Origin of the sequence: Paraburkholderia unamae (assembly GCF_003096875.1) — a bacterium.
GTDB classification, from domain to species: Bacteria; Pseudomonadota; Gammaproteobacteria; order Burkholderiales; family Burkholderiaceae; genus Paraburkholderia; species Paraburkholderia unamae.
In genome coordinates this window covers 43,045-61,687 of sequence record NZ_QEOB01000041.1, presented here as the reverse complement: position 1 = coordinate 61,687, position 18,643 = coordinate 43,045, and the positions used below count along the sequence as shown (strand labels likewise).

General features: G+C 67.4%; 15 protein-coding genes. 4 read left to right on the top strand and 11 right to left on the bottom strand.

Translation table 11 applies throughout. From position 1 onward, the window contains the following. Positions 1-766: cysteine hydrolase family protein (locus C7402_RS43640; RefSeq protein ID WP_165842128.1), on the top strand; the 766-nt coding region annotated here is incomplete at its 5' end. Positions 767-889: 123 nt separating this feature from the next. On the opposite strand, the gene C7402_RS43635 is transcribed toward C7402_RS43640, so the two are convergent. The 6 genes from C7402_RS43635 to C7402_RS43610 all read right to left on the bottom strand — a co-directional run bounded on the left by C7402_RS43635 (position 890) and on the right by C7402_RS43610 (position 8,863). Continuing rightward, positions 890-1,993: a porin gene (locus tag C7402_RS43635; RefSeq protein ID WP_116614938.1), complete on the bottom strand. Its 1,104-nt coding sequence runs from the start codon at positions 1,991-1,993 to the stop codon at positions 890-892. A gap of 122 nt (positions 1,994-2,115) precedes the next feature. Continuing rightward, entirely contained in the window at positions 2,116-3,948 is a 1,833-nt protein-coding gene (locus tag C7402_RS43630; protein ID WP_116614937.1) for a dipeptide ABC transporter ATP-binding protein, read from the bottom strand. Further along, on the bottom strand, positions 3,945-4,769 hold the full coding sequence (locus C7402_RS43625) for an ABC transporter permease (RefSeq protein ID WP_112174514.1): 825 nt from the start codon (positions 4,767-4,769) through the stop codon (positions 3,945-3,947). The genes C7402_RS43630 and C7402_RS43625 overlap by 4 nt, the downstream gene beginning before the upstream one ends. A 25-nt stretch (positions 4,770-4,794) precedes the next feature. Then, on the bottom strand, positions 4,795-5,736 hold the full coding sequence (locus C7402_RS43620) for an ABC transporter permease (RefSeq protein WP_112174513.1): 942 nt from the start codon (positions 5,734-5,736) through the stop codon (positions 4,795-4,797). Beyond that, positions 5,733-7,346, bottom strand: a complete 1,614-nt coding sequence (locus C7402_RS43615) for an ABC transporter substrate-binding protein (protein ID WP_116614936.1) — start codon at positions 7,344-7,346, stop codon at positions 5,733-5,735. The genes C7402_RS43620 and C7402_RS43615 overlap by 4 nt, the downstream gene beginning before the upstream one ends. Then, positions 7,343-8,863, bottom strand: coding sequence for a serine hydrolase domain-containing protein (locus C7402_RS43610; RefSeq protein ID WP_116614935.1), 1,521 nt, complete (start codon positions 8,861-8,863; stop codon positions 7,343-7,345). Before C7402_RS43610 ends, C7402_RS43615 begins: the two co-directional genes overlap by 4 nt. 339 nt (positions 8,864-9,202) lie before the next feature. On the opposite strand from C7402_RS43610, the gene aptA reads away from it, so the two are divergent. The 3 genes from aptA to C7402_RS43595 are packed head-to-tail and all read left to right on the top strand — an operon-like array spanning position 9,203 to position 12,958. Continuing rightward, a complete protein-coding gene (gene aptA, locus C7402_RS43605; RefSeq protein WP_116614934.1) occupies positions 9,203-10,558 on the top strand; it encodes an omega-aminotransferase AptA in 1,356 nt (451 codons plus the stop codon). Next, positions 10,555-11,997: an NAD-dependent succinate-semialdehyde dehydrogenase gene (locus tag C7402_RS43600; RefSeq protein WP_116614933.1), complete on the top strand. Its 1,443-nt coding sequence runs from the start codon at positions 10,555-10,557 to the stop codon at positions 11,995-11,997. The genes aptA and C7402_RS43600 overlap by 4 nt, the downstream gene beginning before the upstream one ends. Positions 11,998-12,055: 58 nt before the next feature. After that, positions 12,056-12,958 (top strand): GntR family transcriptional regulator, encoded by a 903-nt coding sequence (locus C7402_RS43595; RefSeq protein WP_112174508.1) that lies wholly within the window; start codon positions 12,056-12,058, stop codon positions 12,956-12,958. Positions 12,959-12,992: 34 nt separating this feature from the next. On the opposite strand, the gene C7402_RS43590 is transcribed toward C7402_RS43595, so the two are convergent. From C7402_RS43590 to C7402_RS43570, 5 genes are all read right to left on the bottom strand, one after another. Continuing rightward, positions 12,993-13,781, bottom strand: a complete 789-nt coding sequence (locus tag C7402_RS43590) for an ABC transporter substrate-binding protein (RefSeq protein ID WP_112174507.1) — start codon at positions 13,779-13,781, stop codon at positions 12,993-12,995. Positions 13,782-13,830: 49 nt separating this feature from the next. Then, on the bottom strand, positions 13,831-14,985 hold the full coding sequence (locus C7402_RS43585; protein WP_116614932.1) for a pyridoxal phosphate-dependent aminotransferase: 1,155 nt from the start codon (positions 14,983-14,985) through the stop codon (positions 13,831-13,833). 188 nt (positions 14,986-15,173) lie between these two features. Next, the gene (locus C7402_RS43580) at positions 15,174-16,058 is read right to left on the bottom strand and encodes a LysR substrate-binding domain-containing protein (RefSeq protein ID WP_112174505.1); all 885 of its coding nucleotides are present in this window, start codon (positions 16,056-16,058) and stop codon (positions 15,174-15,176) included. 111 nt (positions 16,059-16,169) lie between these two features. Further along, positions 16,170-17,273, bottom strand: coding sequence for a hypothetical protein (locus C7402_RS43575; protein ID WP_116614931.1), 1,104 nt, complete (start codon positions 17,271-17,273; stop codon positions 16,170-16,172). Continuing rightward, positions 17,270-18,625, bottom strand: a complete 1,356-nt coding sequence (locus tag C7402_RS43570) for an MFS transporter (RefSeq protein WP_116614930.1) — start codon at positions 18,623-18,625, stop codon at positions 17,270-17,272. The genes C7402_RS43575 and C7402_RS43570 overlap by 4 nt, the downstream gene beginning before the upstream one ends. Positions 18,626-18,643: the final 18 nt, after the last annotated feature.

Below are 18,643 nucleotides of genomic sequence, written 5' to 3'. Positions count from 1 at the left end.
CATCACGAACGTCAACATCCTGAACCGGTTGGGCTCGACAGTACTGATCGAACTACAGGTGAGGCGCACCGGAGTACAGCCAACCGGACCACTGGATGACCAACGCGCAAAAGCAATTGTTGGAGCATCCGACGTTTCAAAACCGAGTGTGACCTTCCTGACTTTGGCGATCCCTGAGCGGAATGCACGCGAAGATGAGCAAAGAGGCAAAGCAAAATCGTTTCCGTGCTCCCCGGTTCTCATAGCGAAACTTCGAAGTACCGATCGAGAAAAGGCGGATGGACACGTCTGCTGGATCCAGCACACCGCGCAGCCCGATGCGCCTTGGGCGCGCTTCGGCGAGTTCGCAGCCGGCTGGGGGCGGCGGCTCGACGAAGTGCTGCGTCCCGGCGAAGCGGGGCACGCGCTGTACCCGGAACTGGAGTGCGCGGCGGGCGATGAATACGTGCGGAAAACACGCTTTTCCGCGTTCATCCAGGGATCGTCCGACTTGCACGAGCGGCTCGCGGCGCGCGGTGTCGACACGGTGATCGTGACCGGTACGGTGACGAACGTGTGCTGCGAATCGACCGCGCGCGACGCGATGATGCTCGACTACAAGGTTCATTTCGTGGCCGACGCGAATGCAGCGCGCACGGACGAGGAGCACAACACCACGCTCGCCAACATGCTGCTCTGGTTTGCAGATGTGCGCTCGACACAGGAACTGATGACGTTGATCGAAGCCGCGCCTGTGTCCCACGTGGTCTCCGGGCGCGGAGCTTGAAGTGCGGATCCGCTCGCGCCTATCCCGCTTGAAGCGCGAGGAAACCCTTCGGGCGTGCGGCACGTCGCGTCGTCCACTTCGATATCCGCCGCGCAGTTCCATTCGAGCGCTCGCAGCGTGGCCTCAGAAGCGATGGCGAATGCCGGCCTGCGCGCCGAACTGGTCCTTGCCGGCGAGCGTGGTCGAGCCCGCGTCCACCGAAAGATTGCTCAGGCGCGTATTGAACGCATAGCTCGTGTTGAGGTACAGGTCCGTGCGCTTCGAGAGCAGATAGTCGAAGTCGACCACGAGCGTCGTGGGCCGCACGTCCATGCCGGAAACGCGCGAGTGGTACACGGTTGCGTCCGCAACGAAGGTGGGCGTGAACTGGTACTCGTCGCCGAGGTAGGCCATGTTCACGTCGTGCGTGACGCCCGCGACCGTCGTTTTCAGGAAGCGGTAGCCGACAAAGGCCGAGTTCTTGCCCTGGTCCCAGCGCAGCGCGGCGAGGTAGCGCTCGGCGCGATCCGCGCTCGACGTCGTTTTGGGCACGAGCGCCGTCGACATCATGCCGATGCCGTAGGCCGTGGAGGTGAGGGGGCCGTGCACCTTGTCATAGGCGAGCGCCGCGCGCCAGCTGCCGCCCTTGTAGACCAGCGACGCGCCGAGGTTCTTCGCATTCGATGCGTCTCCGGCGGCGCCGCCATAGGGCTTGCCCACAGCGTCGTAACCGAAGCTGTACATCACCTGGCCCGTGAAGCCGCCAATCGTCTTCTTGAACTTCACGGCATTGTCCGCACGCGCCACGAGGCCGATGTCGTGCGAGTCGGCGGCATACACGCCCACTTCGTTCGGGTCGAACGCGGCCATGGTTTCGTAGATCGGCGTCTGCATGCGGCCGAGCTGGATTTCGTTGCCGTCCCGGCGCAACCCCACATAGGCGCGACGGCCGAACATGCGGCCCGACTGCCCTAGTGTGCCGTCATTCACGTTGAAGCCGTTTTCAAGCAGGAAGAACGCCGTGAGGCCACCGCCCAGATCCTCCTCGCCCTTGATGCCCCAGCGGCTGCCGTAAAGATTGCCCGACTGCATGCGCACGAGCGACTGGCTGCTCGCGTTCGCATTGTTCACGTACTCGATGCCGACGTCGATGATGCCGTACAGCGTGACGCTGGACTGGGCATGCACCGCCATCGGAGCACATGCTGTGACTGCTGCTGCCGCCAAACCCCAAGTTTTTGCTTTCATTGATGTTCCCTGGTTGTGTAGTCTTAGTGGTTAGTAGTACGTAAATAGATACGCAGGGAAAGGCGATCTCCCCACCTGTCTCCTGCGTTAGCGTGTGTGCTTTCTTTGTGTTCCGCCGGGTCTCAGCGTTGGGCCCACATCGCCACGCGATGCGTGGCGCGCGCCGTCGCGCAATGCTGCAAGGAAGCCGGGCCGTGCTGCTCGCGCAAGTCCGGGTCGAAGTAGTGGGCGGCGGGCGCGGCGAGCGGCGGCACTTCGCGAAGCTGCACGGCGAAGCCGTGCTCGCGCGTGCCGCGCAACTCGGGCACCGCTTGCAGCAGGCGCTGCGTGTAGGGGTGCGACGGCGTGTCGAACACTTCGTCGCGCGAACCTTCCTCCACCACGTGCCCCCGGTACATCACGATCACGCGGTCGGCGACCTGCTCGACCACGCCGAGATCGTGCGAGATGATGAGGCAGGCAAAACCGTAGCGCGCCTGTAGCGCCGTGAGCATGTCGAGCACCTGCTTTTGCACGGTGACATCGAGCGCCGACACCGGTTCGTCGGCGATGATCACCGCCGGGCGGCTCACGAGCGCGCGCGCGATGGCGACGCGCTGGCGCTGGCCGCCCGAGAGTTCGTGCACGAGCCGATCGTCATAGCCCGCGAGACCGACATCGGCGAGGGCGGCTTCGACGCGCGTGCGACGTTGCGCGGCCGTGAGCGTAGCATCGGGCCGCAGGCCTTCGCGCACGATTGCGGCGACCTTCATACGTGGATCGAGCGACGAATACGGGTCCTGAAACACCACCTGAATCGCGCGGCGCGCTTCGCGCAAGCGTTTGCTGCCTGCGTTCAGGAACGGCGCGCCATTGAGCAACACTTCGCCTTGCGCGGTGCCCACGAGTCCGATCACGGCGTTCGTGATGCTCGTTTTGCCGCTGCCCGATTCGCCGACGATGGCGAGCGTTTCGCCCGCTTGCAGCGTGAACGACATCGGATGCCCGGCGCGCACGCGCTCGTTGCCGAACCAGCCGCGCTTGCGGCTGTAGTCGACGGCGACTTCGCGGACTTCGAGCACGGGCGCGGCACCCTTGCCGTGTACGGCCTCGCCGTCCTTGCGTCCGTTTTCGCGGCGCGGCAGCGCGTCGAGCAGGTTCAGCGTGTAGTCGTGGTCGGGGCGCGAGAGCACGCGTGCCACGGGCCCCGTTTCCACGGCGTCGCCGCGCCGCATGACGAGCACGTTTTGCGTGTAGGCGGCCACCAGTGCGAGGTTATGGCTGATGAAGATGAGCGACGTGCCTTCTTCGCGCGTGAGCTCGGTCATCACGTCGAGCACTTCCTTTTGCACGACGCAGTCGAGCGCGGTGGTTGGCTCGTCGGCGATAAGCAGTTGCGGGCGCAACAACATCACGGCGGCGAGAATAAGACGCTGGCGCATGCCGCCCGAAAATTCGTGCGGGAAGCGCTGCATGCATCCCTCGGGGTCACGCACCCGCACGCGTTCCAGCATCGCGACGGCCTGCGCCCAGGCCTTGGCGGGCGCGACGCCACGACGGCGGATCAACGCTTCGGTAAGCTGCTCGCCCACGCGAAACGCCGGATTGAGCGACACCATCGGTTCCTGGAACACCATGCCGATGCCCGTGCCGCGCACCTCGCGCCATTGCGCGGGCGTCTGGGCCAGCAGTTCGCGCCCGCTGAAAGCGATGTTGCCTTGCATGACGCGCGCCGCGTCGGGCAGCAGGCCGAGCAGCGCCTTGCCGATCAGCGTCTTGCCGCTGCCTGACTCGCCCACCACGGCGAGCGATTCGCCCGCGCGCAGTTCGAAGCCGATATCGCGCACGACGGACTGTACGTTGCCGCTTCGGTCCGGAAAGCCGATCGAGAGATTGCGCACCGAGAGCAGCGGCGCATCATGTTTGCCGTTTGCGCCGTTTTCAATACCGCGCGCCGTTTGCTGGATTTCGCTCATGCCTTCACTCCTTTCATGCGCGGATCGAGCACGTCGCGCAGTCCGTCGCCGAACAAGTTGATGCCGAGCAGCGCAAGCGAGATGGCGAGACCCGGGAAGATCGCGAGCCAGATGGCGTGGTCCATCGCCGTGCGGCTGTCCGCGAGCATGCCGCCCCACGTGGGCGCGGGCGGCTGCACGCCGAGGCCGAGAAAGCTCAGCGCGCTTTCGGCGAGAATGGCCGAGCCGAACAGCGTGGTCGAGAACACGAGCAGCGGCGGCACGCAGTTGGGCGCGATATGGCGCAGCACGGTCCACGCGCCGCCATTGCCCATGGCCCGCGAAGCGACCACGAACTCGCGCTGGCGCAGCGCGAGCGTGCTGCCGCGCGCAATGCGCATCACGGCAGGCGTATAGGCGAGGCCGAGCGCGAGGATCACGCCGCCGCGCGATGGCCCGAGCACGGTCATGATGCCGAGCGCGAGCAGCAGGCCCGGAAACGCCATCAGCGCTTCGACGATCATCATGAGCAGGCGGTCGGTCCAACTGCCCGCGTAGCCGGAGATCACGCCGAGCGTGGTTCCGCAAAGGAGCGCGAGCAGCACGGAAAGCGCGCTGATCGTGAGGCTTTGCGTGGCGCCCGCCATGATGCGCGAGAGCACGTCGCGGCCGAATTCGTCGGTGCCGAACCAGTGGGCGGAGCCGGGCGCGCTGTAGCGCGCGAGCAGGTCGACGGCGGTCGGGTCGTAGGGCGTATGCACGGCGCCCGCCACCGCGGTGAGGACCAGCGGCACGATGAGCACCGCGCCGACGATCAGATTGGTGCGTTTGAAAGCGTTCATAAGTGAAGGCGAGAGGCAGCGAGGGTCAGTACTTGATGCGCGGATCGAAGAGGGGCTGAATCAGGTCCACGAGCAGATTCACGAACACGTAGATGAGCGCGGTGAGCAGCAGACAGCCTTGCACGACCGGATAATCGCGCGCATAGATGCTCTCCACGAGCAGCCGGCCAAGGCCCGGCAGCGTGAACACGGTTTCGATCACGGCCGCGCCCGAGAGCAGGTGGCCGAGGATCAGGCCGATTACCGTGAGCGCGGGACCGAACGCGTTGGGCAGCACATGGCGCAGCAGCACGCGCGTTTCGCTCAAGCCCTTGGCGCGCGCATGGGCCACGTATTCGAGGCGCAGCACTTCGATGCTGCTGGCGCGCATCATCCGCGTGACGGCGGCGACTTCGGTCAGCACGATCGCGATGACGGGCAGCACGAGGTAGCGCAGCGATCCCCAGCCGGCCTGCGCCATGCTTTCGTAACCGAAGGTCGGCAGCCAGTGCAGTTGCACACCGAACAGCCAGATCAGCACGATGCCCACCCAGAAGCTCGGCATGGAGACGAGCAGGATCATGGTGAAGACGATCGCGAAGTCGGTTTTGCGGTTCTGCGCCCAGGCCGCCACGAGGCCCGCCGGAATGGCGATGAGGCAGGCGAGCGCGGTGGCCGCGAGCACGATTTGCGCGGTGACGGGAAATGCGTTGCGGATCAGGTCGAGCACCGGCTGGTGGCGCACGATGGAGGTGCCCAGGTCGCCGTGCAACAGATGCGACACCCAGATCGCAAACTGTTCGAACACCGAACGATCGAGCCCGAGCTGATGGCGCATGCGTGCGAGCAGCGCGGGGTCGTCCACGTCGCCCAGCATGAGCGTGGCGGGGTCGCCCGGAATCGCGCGGATCATGCCGAACACGAGCAGCGCGACGATCAGCACGGTCGGCACCGCGAGGGCGCAGCGCCTGAAAACGTATTGGATCATCGCGCGGCCTCGTTCGTTTGCGCTGCCGTGGCCGGGAGTTTCTTTACGTTGAAGAGGCGCACGCGGTTGAGCGGGAACGACTCGAAGCCTTCGAGCCGCACGCTCACGAGGTGCAGGTCGGGCAGGTCGTACATGGGCAGCATGGGCGTGTCGGCGAGCATCATGTCATGCAGCTTGCCGAGTGCGTCCTTGCGCACGGCCGGGTCGCTCACGCCCGCGAGCGATTTGAGCAGGCGGCTCGCGTCGCGGTTCTGCCACTGGAGCATGGGCCGCTTCGACTTGTCGCCGAGCACGTCGGCATACATCTGCGCGGGATCGAGCCGCGAGGAATAGATCATCGTCATCATCTGGTAATGGCCGGAGCGGAAGTCGTCGAGCTGGCGCGCCCACTCCACCACGTTGAGCTCGGCGTGGATGCCCGCTTTCCTGAGCAGCGACTGCATGTAGATCGCGAGTCGAAACAGCGCCGGAAACTGCTGGCTCGCCTCGATCGTGATCGTTTCGCCGCGGTAGCCGGCGGCCGCGAGCAGGCGCTTCGTCTCCGCCGGGTCGTAGCGATAGCCGCTTGCTTCCTGGGCGTCGTACTCGCTGTCCGAGTCGGGCATGAGCGAAGGGTTGTATTTCGCCCGGCCGTTGCTCGTGGCGGCGACCACGCCGCGCAGGTCCACGGCGTGTGCAATCGCGCGGCGCATCAACGGATTCGACAGCAGCGGGTCGCGCGTTTGCATGAGGACGCCCGTGACCTGCATGCCGGGGCCGTCCACGATGCGCCAGCCCGGATCGAGCGGAGGCAGGTTGCCGTCGTCGGCGGCGATCGCGTCGACCTGGCCCGACTGGAGCGCCGACTTCTGCGCGGCCTTGTCCGGAATGACGACGAAGCGCACGGGCGCCCAGGCGACTTTCGCGCCCGCCATGCCATCGGGCTTCTCGGGGCGCGGCTTGTAGTCCTTGAACGGTTCGAGCAGCACGTACTGGCCTTTGCGCCATTCGGAGAACACATAAGGGCCGGTGCCGATGGGGCGCGCCCAATGGCCTTGCGCATCGACGCTGGCGGGATGCAGCACCGCGAGCGGGCAGCGCGTGTTGGCCATTTCCTTGAGGAACAGCGCATACGGCTGCTTGAGTTCGAACACGACCGTATGCGGGTCCGGCGTGCGCACGGCGAGCACGTGCGCGCCACGGCTGCCCTCGAACACGCCGCGGCAGACGAAGTTCGAGCGCGGGTCCATGAGGTAGTCGAAGCTCCATTTCACTTCGGCCGACGTGACGGGTGCGCCGTTGTGGAACTTCACACCCTCGCGCAGGCGGAACGTGTACACGGTGCCGTCGGGCGAGATCGTCCAGCTATCGGCCAGCATGGGTGCGACCGACATGTCGCTGCGCAGCGCGACGAGCGATTCCACCACGTGACCGAGTATGTCGTCGGTGCTCGTGTTGCGCGCGACGTTGCCGGGCATCGAGGTGGGCGTGTCGATCGGCTCGGCGTAGCGGATTTCGGGCATGGCGCTCGTGCTTGCCGGAGCCGGAGCCGCAGCGGCGGCAGGGGCGCTTTGCGCGGTGTTCAGGAGCAGCAGCGAGAGCGCGAGGGGGCGAAGGACAAAACGCATCATGACGCCGCCACGCACTGCACGCCCGGCCGCACGCGCGCGCCGCTGTTGGTATTGACGCCGCGCTCGAAGCGCAGCGCGCCGTTTTCGAACGTGCAGGCCACGCGGTCGCAGAACGTCGTCTCGTCGAAGCACCAGCGCATGTCGAAGCGCTCCGGCGTGGTCCATACGCCTTGCGCCACGACGCTTAGCGTGTCCGGCTGATATTCGTGGTGCAGCTTGTTGCCCGTCATCGTTGTGGTGCCGCGAATCTGCTGGCCGATACCCGCGACGATCGTGTGTTCGCCGCGCGCATCGACATAGTTGAAAGTGCAACGATCGTGTTCGAACGCGAGTGCGATCGAAACGATGCCGTCGTCGTTCGGCTCGGCGAGCCAGAGGCGGCCGTTCACCGCCTGGGCGAGGGCCGATGTGGGCAGGCCCGCTGGCAGGCCGGGCAGCGAGAGGGCGGTCAGGCGCGCGCAGAGGGCATCGTCAGCCTGGCCATCATGGACGATGTCGTCCACGGCGGGCAGCAGGTGCTCCCAGATGAGCGGCTTGAGCGCCTTGTCGTCGATGGAAAGCGCGGCGTTGAACACGAGCACAAGGTCAAGCGCAGGAAACACATAGCAGCGCTGGCCAAAAAAGCCGGAAGCGAGAAAGCCGCCGTCTTCGGTCATCCACCACTGGTAGCCGTAGCCGGGGCGGCGCTGGCTCGCATCGGGCTCGGCGCGGCCGTCGCGGCTAAAGCACATGCCCGCGAGCGAGCCGATCCACGCCACGTCCACCTGGTTGCGCGTGGCGTCGCGCACCCAGGCTTCGGGCAGCACGCGCTGGCCTTGCCAGAGGCCGCCGCGCAGATGCAGCAGGCCGAACTTTGCCATGTCCTCGGGCGAGCACGACAGGCCGTTGCCGCCCGTGTTGTAGCCCTCGGGCGACACGTCCCACGTGACCGAATGCATGCCGAGCGGCGCGAATACGCGCGCGTCGAGCAGTTCGTGCGCGGTCTTGCCGCTCGCCTTGCTCACGATGGCCGAGAGCATGTAGCTGGTGCCGCTGCAATACATGAAGTTGCCGCCGGGCGCGTCTTCCACGGGCACTTCAAGAAAGAGGCGCACCCAGCTTTCGTTGCGCCCGCGCCATTCGCCGCCCGAGATGCCCACGCGATGGCCCGTGCGCATGGTCAGCAGATCGCGCACGGTCATGGCCGCGAGGTTCGCGCTCACGGTGGCCGGCAGATGCTCGGGGAAGTAGTCGATCACGCGGTCGTCGAGGGCGACGAGACCATCGCCCACGGCCACGCCCATGGCGGCGGCGGTCCAGCTTTTCGTGGCCGAGTGCTGCATGTGGCGGCTGCCGCGCGCATAGGGTCGCCACGCGCCTTCGGCGATCACGGCGTCGCGGCGCACCATCATGAAGTGGTGCAGTTCCAGCCCGGCTGCTGCCGCCGCGTCGAGGAACCGCTCGACGCGCGCCGCATTCACGCCCGCTTCGGAAGGACGCCGTCGCTCCAGCGCGCCCTTCACGGTGTCTTGATTCATTGCCTGCTCCATTGAACGAACGGGTCTCGCGCCCATCCTGGTCTTCTTCGCTTGCCCGCGTCGTGTGCCGTCGGGTAAGTGGGATGCGGCGAAGTGTGGACTAAAAAAATAAAAAAAACAATAAATCAGGAGATGAAAATGTAAGAAACGAGAGGCTAGACGGTTCTGCATCCCTTCGGTGAAGCAGGAGAATCGGCATAAATTGCCATGTTTATTGAGTTTTGTGTGATCTCGGCATGCCGTGAAGACAATCTTAAGCCCTGTTTCGCCTGTATCGCGAAGTTGTATTTTTTTGTTGTTTAGATCAGAATGCGCTCAGGCAAAACCCGAGGACCCTCTATGCATTCCCCGTCTCAACTCTCCGCTGCACCCGCCACGGGCCGCGACGCCTTCTGGATGCCGTTCACCGCCAACCGTCGCTTCAAGTCCGTATCGCAGCCGCTGTTCGTCGAAGCGGACGGCATGTATTACGTGCGCGACGACGGCAAACGCGTGCTGGACGGCATCGCCGGGCTGTGGTGCGTGAACGCGGGCCACCGGCGCACGGAAATCGTCGACGCCATCGCGCACGCGGCGTACCGGCTCGACTACGCCTCGTCGTTCCAGATGGGCCATCCGCTCGCCTTCGAATACGCCGAGGCGCTGCTCGACACCGCGCCCGCCGGCTTCGGCCAGGTGTTCTTTTCCAACTCCGGCTCGGAGGCCGTGGACACCGCGCTCAAGATCGCGCTCGCCTATCACCGCGCGCGCGGCGAGGGCCAGCGCGTGAGACTCATCGGCCGCGAGCGCAGCTATCACGGCGTGGGCTTCGGCGGCCTTTCGGTCGCGGGCATCGGCGGGCAGCGCAAGGCGTTCGGCAACCTGCTGCCGTTCGTCGATCACCTGCCGAGCACCTACGACCGCTCGCAGATGGCGTTTTCGCGCGGCCAGCCCGCATGGGGCGCGCATCTTGCCGAAGACCTGGTGCGCCGCATCGCGCTGCACGATCCTTCGACCATCGCGGCGGTGATCGTCGAGCCGATCGCGGGTTCGACGGGCGTGCTGGTGCCGCCCGTGGGCTATCTGGAGCGTCTGCGCGAAATCTGCGACGCGCACGGCATCCTGCTGATCTTCGACGAGGTCATCAGCGGCTTCGGGCGCGTGGGCGACACGTTCGCGGCCACGCGCCTGAACGTCACGCCGGATCTCATCACGAGTGCGAAGGGCCTCACCAACGGCGCCGTGCCGATGGGCGCGACCTTCGTGCGCGCGCCGGTGTACGAAGCGCTGATGCAAGGCTCGATCGACAGCATCGAGTTCTCGCACGGCTATACCTATTCGGGCCACCCGCTCGCCTGTGCGGCGGGTCTCGCGGCGCTTCAGATCTATCGGCGCGAAAATCTGTTCGAGCGTGCGCGCGGGCTCGAAGCGCACTGGGAGAAGGCCGCGCATGAACTGGCTTCGCGCCGGGGCGTGCTCGACATCCGTAATTTCGGACTGCTTGCGGCTATCGATCTCGCGCCGTGGCCCGGCGCGCCGGGCAAGCGCGGCTACGACGCGCACCGGCGCTGCCTCGAAGCGGGCGTGCTGATACGCGCGGCGGGCGACACGATGCTGCTTTCGCCGCCGCTCATCGTCACGCCGGAGCAGATCGACACGCTGTTCGCAACGCTCGCCGACGCGCTCGACGCGAATGCCGACGGAGCGAGCGCATGACCCTGGACGCACAACAGCCGCACATGTTCATCGGCGGCGCATGGACGGCGGGCGAGGGGCACCCGCTCGTGCTGCGCGACCCGGCCACGGCGCAGCCGTTCGCCGAGTATCGCGGCGCGTCGTCCGCACAGGTTGCGCAGGCGCTCGACCGCGCGGACGCTGCGTTCCCGCGCTGGGCGGCCACGCCCGCGCGCGAGCGGCGCGCGCTGCTGCGCGACGCCGCGGCGCGGCTCGTGGAGCGCATGACGCCGCTCGCGGCGCAGCTCACGCGCGAGCAGGGCAAGCCGCTCGCCGAAGCGGTGGGCGAATGGCAGGCCGCCGTCGATACGCTGATCTGGTACGCGGACGAAGCGGTGCGCGCGTATGGCCGCCTGGTGCCCGCCCGCCAGGACGGCGTGCAGCAGGGCGTGCAGCACGAGCCGATCGGCCCGGTCGCGGCCTTCGCGCCGTGGAACTTTCCGGCGCTCACGCCCATGCGCAAGATCGGCGCGGCGCTCGCGGCGGGCTGCACCTGCATCATCAAGCCCGCCGAGGAAACGCCGCTCAGCACGCTCGCCATCGCGCAGGCGCTGCGCGAAGCGGGATTGCCGGACGGCGTGCTCAACGTCGTGTATGGCGACGCGCCCGCCATCGCGGCGGCGCTGATCGAGAGCCCCCTCATCCGCAAGATTTCGTTTACCGGGTCGACGCCGGTGGGCAAGGCGCTCGCCGCGCGCGCGGGCGCGCATGCGAAGCCGCTCACGCTGGAGCTGGGCGGCCACGCGCCGGTGGTGGTGTTCGACGACGCCGATCTCGATCTCGTGGTGCGCCAGGCCGGTGCGGGCAAGTTCCGCAACGCGGGGCAGATTTGCGTGGCGCCGACGCGCTTTATCGTCCACGAGGCCGTGCACGATGCGTTCGTCGCGAAGCTCGGCGCTTACGCGCAGGCCTTGCAGACCGGCGCGGGCGCGCACGCGGGCACGCAGATGGGGCCGCTTGCGAACGCGCGGCGCGTCGCCCATATGGCGGCGCTCGTGGAGGACGCGCGCGCGGGCGGCGCCGTGGTCACGACGGGGCGCACGCACGACGGCCCGGGCTTTTTCTGGCCCGCGACCGTGCTGCACAATCTCGCGCCCGACGCACGCATCCTGCACGACGAGCCATTCGGCCCGCTCGCGCCGTGCGTGCGCTTCGGCCACTTCGACGAGGCGATGCGCATCGCCAACGGCGTGCCGTTCGGGCTCGCCGCCTATTGCTTCACGCGCTCGCTCGACACGGCGCACCGCGCGGGCAACACCTTGCACGCGGGCATGGTGGGCGTGAACACGACGCGCGTTTCCCTGCCCGAGCTGCCGTTCGGCGGCGTGGGCGAAAGCGGTTATGGGCGCGAGGGCGGCGTGGAGGGGCTGGAGCCGTATCGGGTCACGAAGTCGGTGAGTCTCGCGTGGGGCGCGGCATGAGCGGCGCGCCGGGGTCCGGTAGAATCCGCGAGTATCTTCTTTCGACCGGATTGCCCGCATGAGCCGTTCCGCCGCCACGCCCGATGCCGCCGAGCACTTCAGCCCGCTCCAGATCGATCTCGCTCGCCGCCTCACGCAGCAGATCGTGAGCGGCGATCTCGCGCCGGGCCGCCATCTCTCCGAAAACAGTCTCGCGGCGGAGTTCCAGGTCTCGCGCACGCCGGTGCGCAGGGCGTTGCAGTTGCTCGTCGAACACGGGCTCGCGGAATTTCGCGCGCAGGAGGGCACGTTCGTGGCCGCCGCGCCGCCGCGCGTGGCCCCCGATATTGGCGGCAGCATGACGAGCGACGAGCTGTGCCACCGCCTGCTCGACGACTACGCGCACGGCCGGCTGCCGAGCGCGTGGAACGAGTCGGAACTGCTGGAGCGCTACGACGCGCCGCGCAGCGTGCTGAACAAGGCGCTCGTGAGCCTCGCTTCCGACGGCCTGATCGAGAAGCGCAAGGGGCACGGCTGGCGTTTCCTGCAACCGGTGAGCGAGCCGGGCACGACGGAGGAGAGCTACCGCTTTCGCATCATTCTCGAATGCGGGGCGATGCGCGAGCCCGGCTTCCGGCCCGACCCGGCGCAGCTTGCGCGCCTGCGCGAGACGCACGAAAGGCTGCTCGCCCAGACCGACGCGCAGCCGCACGCGGCGGAACTCTTCGCCGTGGGCACCGACTTTCACGAAACCATCGCGAGCTTTTCCAACAACCGCTTCGTGCTGCAAGCCATCCAGCAGCAGAACCAGATGCGCCGGCTCTCGGAGCATCTCTCGCACTTCAACGGGCCGTGGCACGTGCCGTCCTGCAACGAGCACCTCGACATCATCGCGGCGCTCGAAGAAGGCGACATCGACTGGGCGATGGCGCTCATGCGGCGCCATCTGATGCAGTCGCTCACGCGCAGCGCGGAAATTTGAGCGCCGGGCCCGCGGGTGCCTGACCCCGCGCGGCTTACTTCGGCGAAACGTCGATATCGCCGAAGTATTTACGCGCGAGCGACGTGACCGTGCCATCGGACTCCAGCTTCGCGATAGCCGCGTTCAGGCGCTCGCGCAACGCGGTGTCGCCCTTGCGCAGGCCAAACGCCACGCCGCTGCCAAGAATCTTGTCGTCGCGCGCGGCTTCGCCCACGAAGGCAAAGCCCTTTCCTTCGGGCTGCGAAAGAAAGCCCTTCTGTCCGGCGGGTGCGAGCACGAGCGTGCCGTCCAGGCGCCCCGCGCCGAGATCCGCGTAGATCTGGTTCTGGTCCTGGTAGGGCACGACGGTCACGCCCGCGGGCTCCCAGTGCACCTTCGCGTATGTTTCCTGAATCGACGACTGGAGCACGCCCACGCGCTTGCCCTTGAGCGACTCGGGCGTGGCCACGAGCCCGCTGTCGCTGCGCGCGATGAGCCGGCTCGGCACGCGGTAGATCACGGTCGTGAAGTCGATGGCCTCGCGGCGCTTGGCCGTGGCGTTCATGGCCGAATTGATGGCGTCGAACTTGCGGCCCTGGAGCGCGGGGATCAACCCGTCGAACGAGGTTTCAACCCATTTGCAGGTCATGTGAGCCGTGGCGCACACGGCGTTGCCGATGTCGATGTCGAAGCCCTGCAGCGTGCCGTCGGCGGCCTTGGTTTCGAACGGCGGGTACTGCGCCTCCACGCCGAAGCGCAGCAGGTTCGTATCGGCATAGGCCGAGGCCGGGCCGAGCACGCCGGCTACGCATGCCAGCGCGAGGAGCGCGTTGAGTCGCTTCATGGGAAATCTCCGTGCCGTGTGGTTCTGTGATGCCGTGAATGCGGTGGGCTCAGATCGTGCAAAGCCGGCGTGCGCCCTCAAGCAATGTTTCGTCATCCTTCGCAAAGCTCAGGCGGATCAGGCCTTCGTCGGTGCCGTCGGTGTAGAACGCCGAAAGCGGAATGGTCGCCACGCGCGCGTCGCGAATCAGGCGCAGCACGAAGTCGCTGTCGCGCTCGTCGGAGAACGCGCGAAAGCGCGCGAGCAGGAAGAAGCTGCCTTCGCCCGGCAGCAACTCGAAGCGGGAGCCTTCGAGCGCGCGCACGAGCAGGTCGCGCTTGGCCTGATAGAACGCTGAAAGACCCAGATAGCTTTGCGGCTCGGCCAGTGCTTGCGCGAACGCGTACTGCATGGGCGTGTCGGCGGAAAACACCATGAATTGATGGACCTTGCGGATCTCGTCCATCAGCGCGGCCGGTGCGAGGCAGTAGCCCACGCGCCAGCCCGTGACGTGATACGACTTGCCGAACGACGAAACGATCACGCTGCGCTCGGCCAGCTCCCGGTAGCGCGCCATGCTCCGGTGCGGCGCGCCGTCGAACACCACGTGCTCGTAGACCTCGTCGGAGAGGATCACGATGCCGGTGTCGCGCGTGAGCGCCGTGAGGCGCGCAATGTCGCTCTCGCCGAAGATCGTGGCCGTGGGGTTGTGCGGCGTGTTCACGATGATCATGCGCGTGCGCGGCGTGATGGCCGCGCTCACGGCGTCCCAGTCCACGCGGAAGTGAGGTTGCGCGAGCTTGATGGCCACGGGTTTGGCGCCTTGCAGGCGCACGATGGGCGCGTAGCTGTCGAACGAGGGCTCGAAGTAGATCACTTCGTCGCCGGGATGCACGAGCGCGCTGATCGTCGAATACAGGCCTTCGCTCGCGCTCGCGAGCACGGTCACTTCGCTGGCCGGGTCGTAGCGCGCGCCGTGCAGCGTTTCGAACTTCGCGGCGAGCGCCTCGCGCAGCGCGCCGAGGCCGGCCATGGGCGCGTACTGGTTGTGGCCCGCGCGCATGGCGGCGGCCACGCCGTCGATGAGCGCGGCGCTCGGGTCGAAGTTCGGCGCGCCCTGTGAAAGGTTCAACGCCTGATGTTCGGCGGCAAGCTGGCCGATCACGGTGAAAATCGTCGTGCCCACATCGGGCAGCTTGGAGCGGGCGGGGGCGGCGCTCTGCATGGTCGGTCTCCCTGAGGGCGGCGCGTGGGCCGCAGGACTTAAGGACGCGAGACTGCCGAAAGACGGGCTTTCGGGCCTCGGGCCAGGCGGCCCATTACGCCGAAAGAGCGCCGCGCATGCAATCGATTAATTCTCATGGCCGCCATGCGCCACCGTCATGGCGCGTTTTGATGGGGCTTCAGGGCGCTTCAGGGTGCATCCACGCCGCGGTCCTGCTCGATCCACGCGCTGAAGAGTTGCACCTTCTGTTGCTGCGCCACGCATTCGGGATAGACGAAATAGTAGCGCGAGCCCGTGGGCACGGCGAGTTCGAACGGCATGACGAGGCGGCGCGCTTCGACGTCCTCGCGCACGAGCGTGCGGTCGCCGATGGCGACGCCGAAGCCCTGCATGGCCGCCGTGCCCGCAAGGTCCAGCGACGCGAACGTGGGGCCGAGGTTGGCGTCGACCTTCTTCGCGCCCGCGCGCGCGAGCCACAGGCGCCAGTCGGCGTGGTCGCGCGTGGGGTGCAGCAGGGTTTGGTGCGCGAGGTCGTCGGGCTTCCTGAGCGCGCGGCGCGCGAGCACCTCGGGGGTGCACACGGGCGTGAGATATTCGTCGAAGAGCGGCACCGCGTGCACATCCGCGCCCGGAGACGAACCGTAGATGATCGCGGCATCGAACGGCTCCGCCTGGAAGTCCACTTCGTGCCCCCACGTGGTCGTGATCTGGACTTGCAGGTCGGGGTGCTCGTTCTGGAAGCGCATGATGCGCGGGAGCATCCAGCGCATCACGCAGGTCGGCACCTTGAGCGACAGTTCGGTGCGCTGGCGCGTGAGGCGCTGCGAGGCTTCCTCGATGCGCCCGAAGCCGTCGCGCACGGCGGGCAGCAGTTGCTCGCCCTCGGCGGTGAGCGTGAGTCCTTTCGGCGAGCGGCGAAAGAGCGGCAGGCCGTAATACTGTTCGAGCGCGAGGATCTGGCGGCTCACGGCGCCCTGCGTGAGACACAGGTGCTCGGCGGCGCGCGTGAAGCTGCCGTAGCGGGCGACGGTTTCGAAGATGGGCAGGGCGTTGAGCGGAGGCAGGCGTCTCATGGCGGTCGAGGGAGCGGACGGGCTCGCGCGCCGCTCGAGGGGACTTGAGGGCGCGATCGAGTCGCTATGATACGACGAGCCCGGCGTTGCGCCTGCCGTGCGCCCGCGAGGTCAATCGCTTGCGCCGCCCTCGGCCGGATGCATTTGCGCCGCGCGCGCCGCGTCGATCGTTGCCTGCGCACCGAACAGCGCGCGCAATCCCGCCGCCGAGAGGAACATCGCCTGCGCGTCATGACCGGCATCCGGCACCTCGTGCCACTGGTGGCGCAAGTGGGGATGGCGTGCGCGCAAATACGCGTAATAGGCGCGGGCGCGCGCGAGGCGATGCGGCCCTTGCGCGTTCGCCGCGCACGAGCGGTCGAGCGCCGGATGCGCCGCGTCGCAGTCGCGCGAGCCGGCCAGATAGACGACTTCGCGCTCCACATAGCGGCGCTCGAATGCCGCGGCGTCGTGCGACGCGGCCGCATAGCGCGGTAGCTTGCGCATGCCGTATTTCCAGTCGTCGACGTCGGGGCAGGCCGCGAAATCGGTCGGGCGAAATACGCCATCCGGTTGCGGGCGCAACGAATCGAAATACACATACGACGAGGGATTCGCGATCACGAACCGCACGGCCACGCCGCGCTGCGCGCAGCGCTCGGGCGCACCGCTCAGGATCGCGTGACGATGCGCGACCTGGGCCCCGCCCGAATGCCCCGCGATCACGATTTCGCGCAGCGCCGGATAGCGCGCACGATCGGCAAGCTGCTCGACAAGGGCATCGAGCACGTCGAACGAGCTGAGCGGAGCCGGGCCGCGCGCGTCGAAGCCGCCCATCCACGCGGTCCATTCCCAGTGCAGGCAGTCCGCTTGTGCGGCTTGTGCGGCTTGTGTGTGATGGTGCTCGACATCGGCGCTCGCGAGGAACTGCGGCACCACGACGAGCGTGCCGTCGTCGTGCGCCGAGGAGGCGGCGCGCGCGCGCAGCGTGGAGTGCAGGTAGGCGTCGGCGTCACGCAGGCGGCCATGCAGCACGATGAGGGCGCGCGTTGCTCGCGCGGGCTTGGCGCAGCCGCCGACGAACATCGGCACGCTCCCGCTGCCTTGCGCCGTGGCGACCGGCAGCCAGACGTCGCCGATCGCCCGCACCGGGTATTCGTTGCGCGCGCGCGTTTCGTCGGTTTCGCCGGTTTCGCCTGCTTTGTGCGTCTGGCTCGCAATGAACGGCTCGCTCATGCGGACTCCGATTCGGTGGGCCGCGCATCGGGCTCGCGCACGAGGCGGCGTCCCGAAGCGCTTGCCGCAACCAGCACCAGCGAAATCAGACCGCTGACGATCAAATACCAGGCCGGCACGATGCGCGAGCCGGTCACGCCGATCAGCGTCGAGACCGTGAGCGGCGCCATGCCGCCGAACAGCGTGACGGCGACGTTGTACGAGAGCGCGACGCCGGTCGAGCGCGTGGAGGTGGGAAAGAGCTGGGTGAGCATGCCCGGATGCGCGCCCGACATCAGGCTCAGCACGACGGTGGCGATCATTTGCGCGGCGAACACGCGCTCGGGCGTGGGCGCGGCGAGCACCCACGCGAACAGCGGCCAGGCCGCGCAGATCCAGACGATCGTCACCGGAAAGAACAGGCGGTAGGCGCCGAAGCGGTCGGCAAGCTTGCCCGCGAGCGGATAGCCCACGATGCCGATCAGCCCCGAGACCGCGGTGCCGAGCAGCGCGCTCTTGAGCGGCAGATGGAGCTGGCGCTCGACATAGAGCGGCATATACGAGTGCCAGAGATAGTTGGTCGCCGCACCCACGGCGATCACACCCACGGCGCACAGCGCGGCGTCGCCGCGCTCGCGCAGGAAGGTGCGCAGCGACTGGCGCGGCGCGTGGCCGAGCCGCTTGCGCAACTGCACGAACTCCGGCGACTCGGCCACCTTGTGGCGGATATAGAAGCCGACCGGCCCGACCAGCGCGCCGAGCAGGAAGGGCACGCGCCAGCCCCACGCCACGAGCGAAGCGGGCGAGAGCTGCGTGGTGAGCAGGAAACTGCACGCGGAAGACAGCAGCAGTGCGACGGCCTGCGAGGTCATCTGGAAGCTGCCGTAGAACATCTTGCGGCCGGGCGGCGCGTACTCGGTGAGCATGGAAGCGGCGGTGGCGAACTCGCCGCCCACTGAAAGCCCTTGCAGGATGCGCGCGCACAGCACGATGAGCGGCGCGGCGATGCCGATCGTCGCGTAGCCGGGCGTGAGGCCCATGAGCAAGGTGCTCGCGGCCATCAGCACGATGAGCGCCGACAAGGTTCTGCGCCGCCCGTAGCGGTCGGCGAACGCGCCGATCACGACGCCGCCGAGCGGGCGCACGACGAAGCCGATGGCGAAGGTGGCGAGCGTGAGCGTGATCGACAGGAAGCTGCTGTGCACGGGAAAGAACACGTGCGCGATGGTCTTCGCGAAGTAGCCGTAGATGAGGAAGTCGAACCACTCCAGCCCGTTGCCGATGACCGAGGCGAGCACCGCGCGGCGCACCTGGGAGGTGGTGAGGCGCGGGGCGTCGAGCGCCGCCGGGCCTGCTTCAAGGATCGATTGCATATGTCTCCGGGAGTCGTC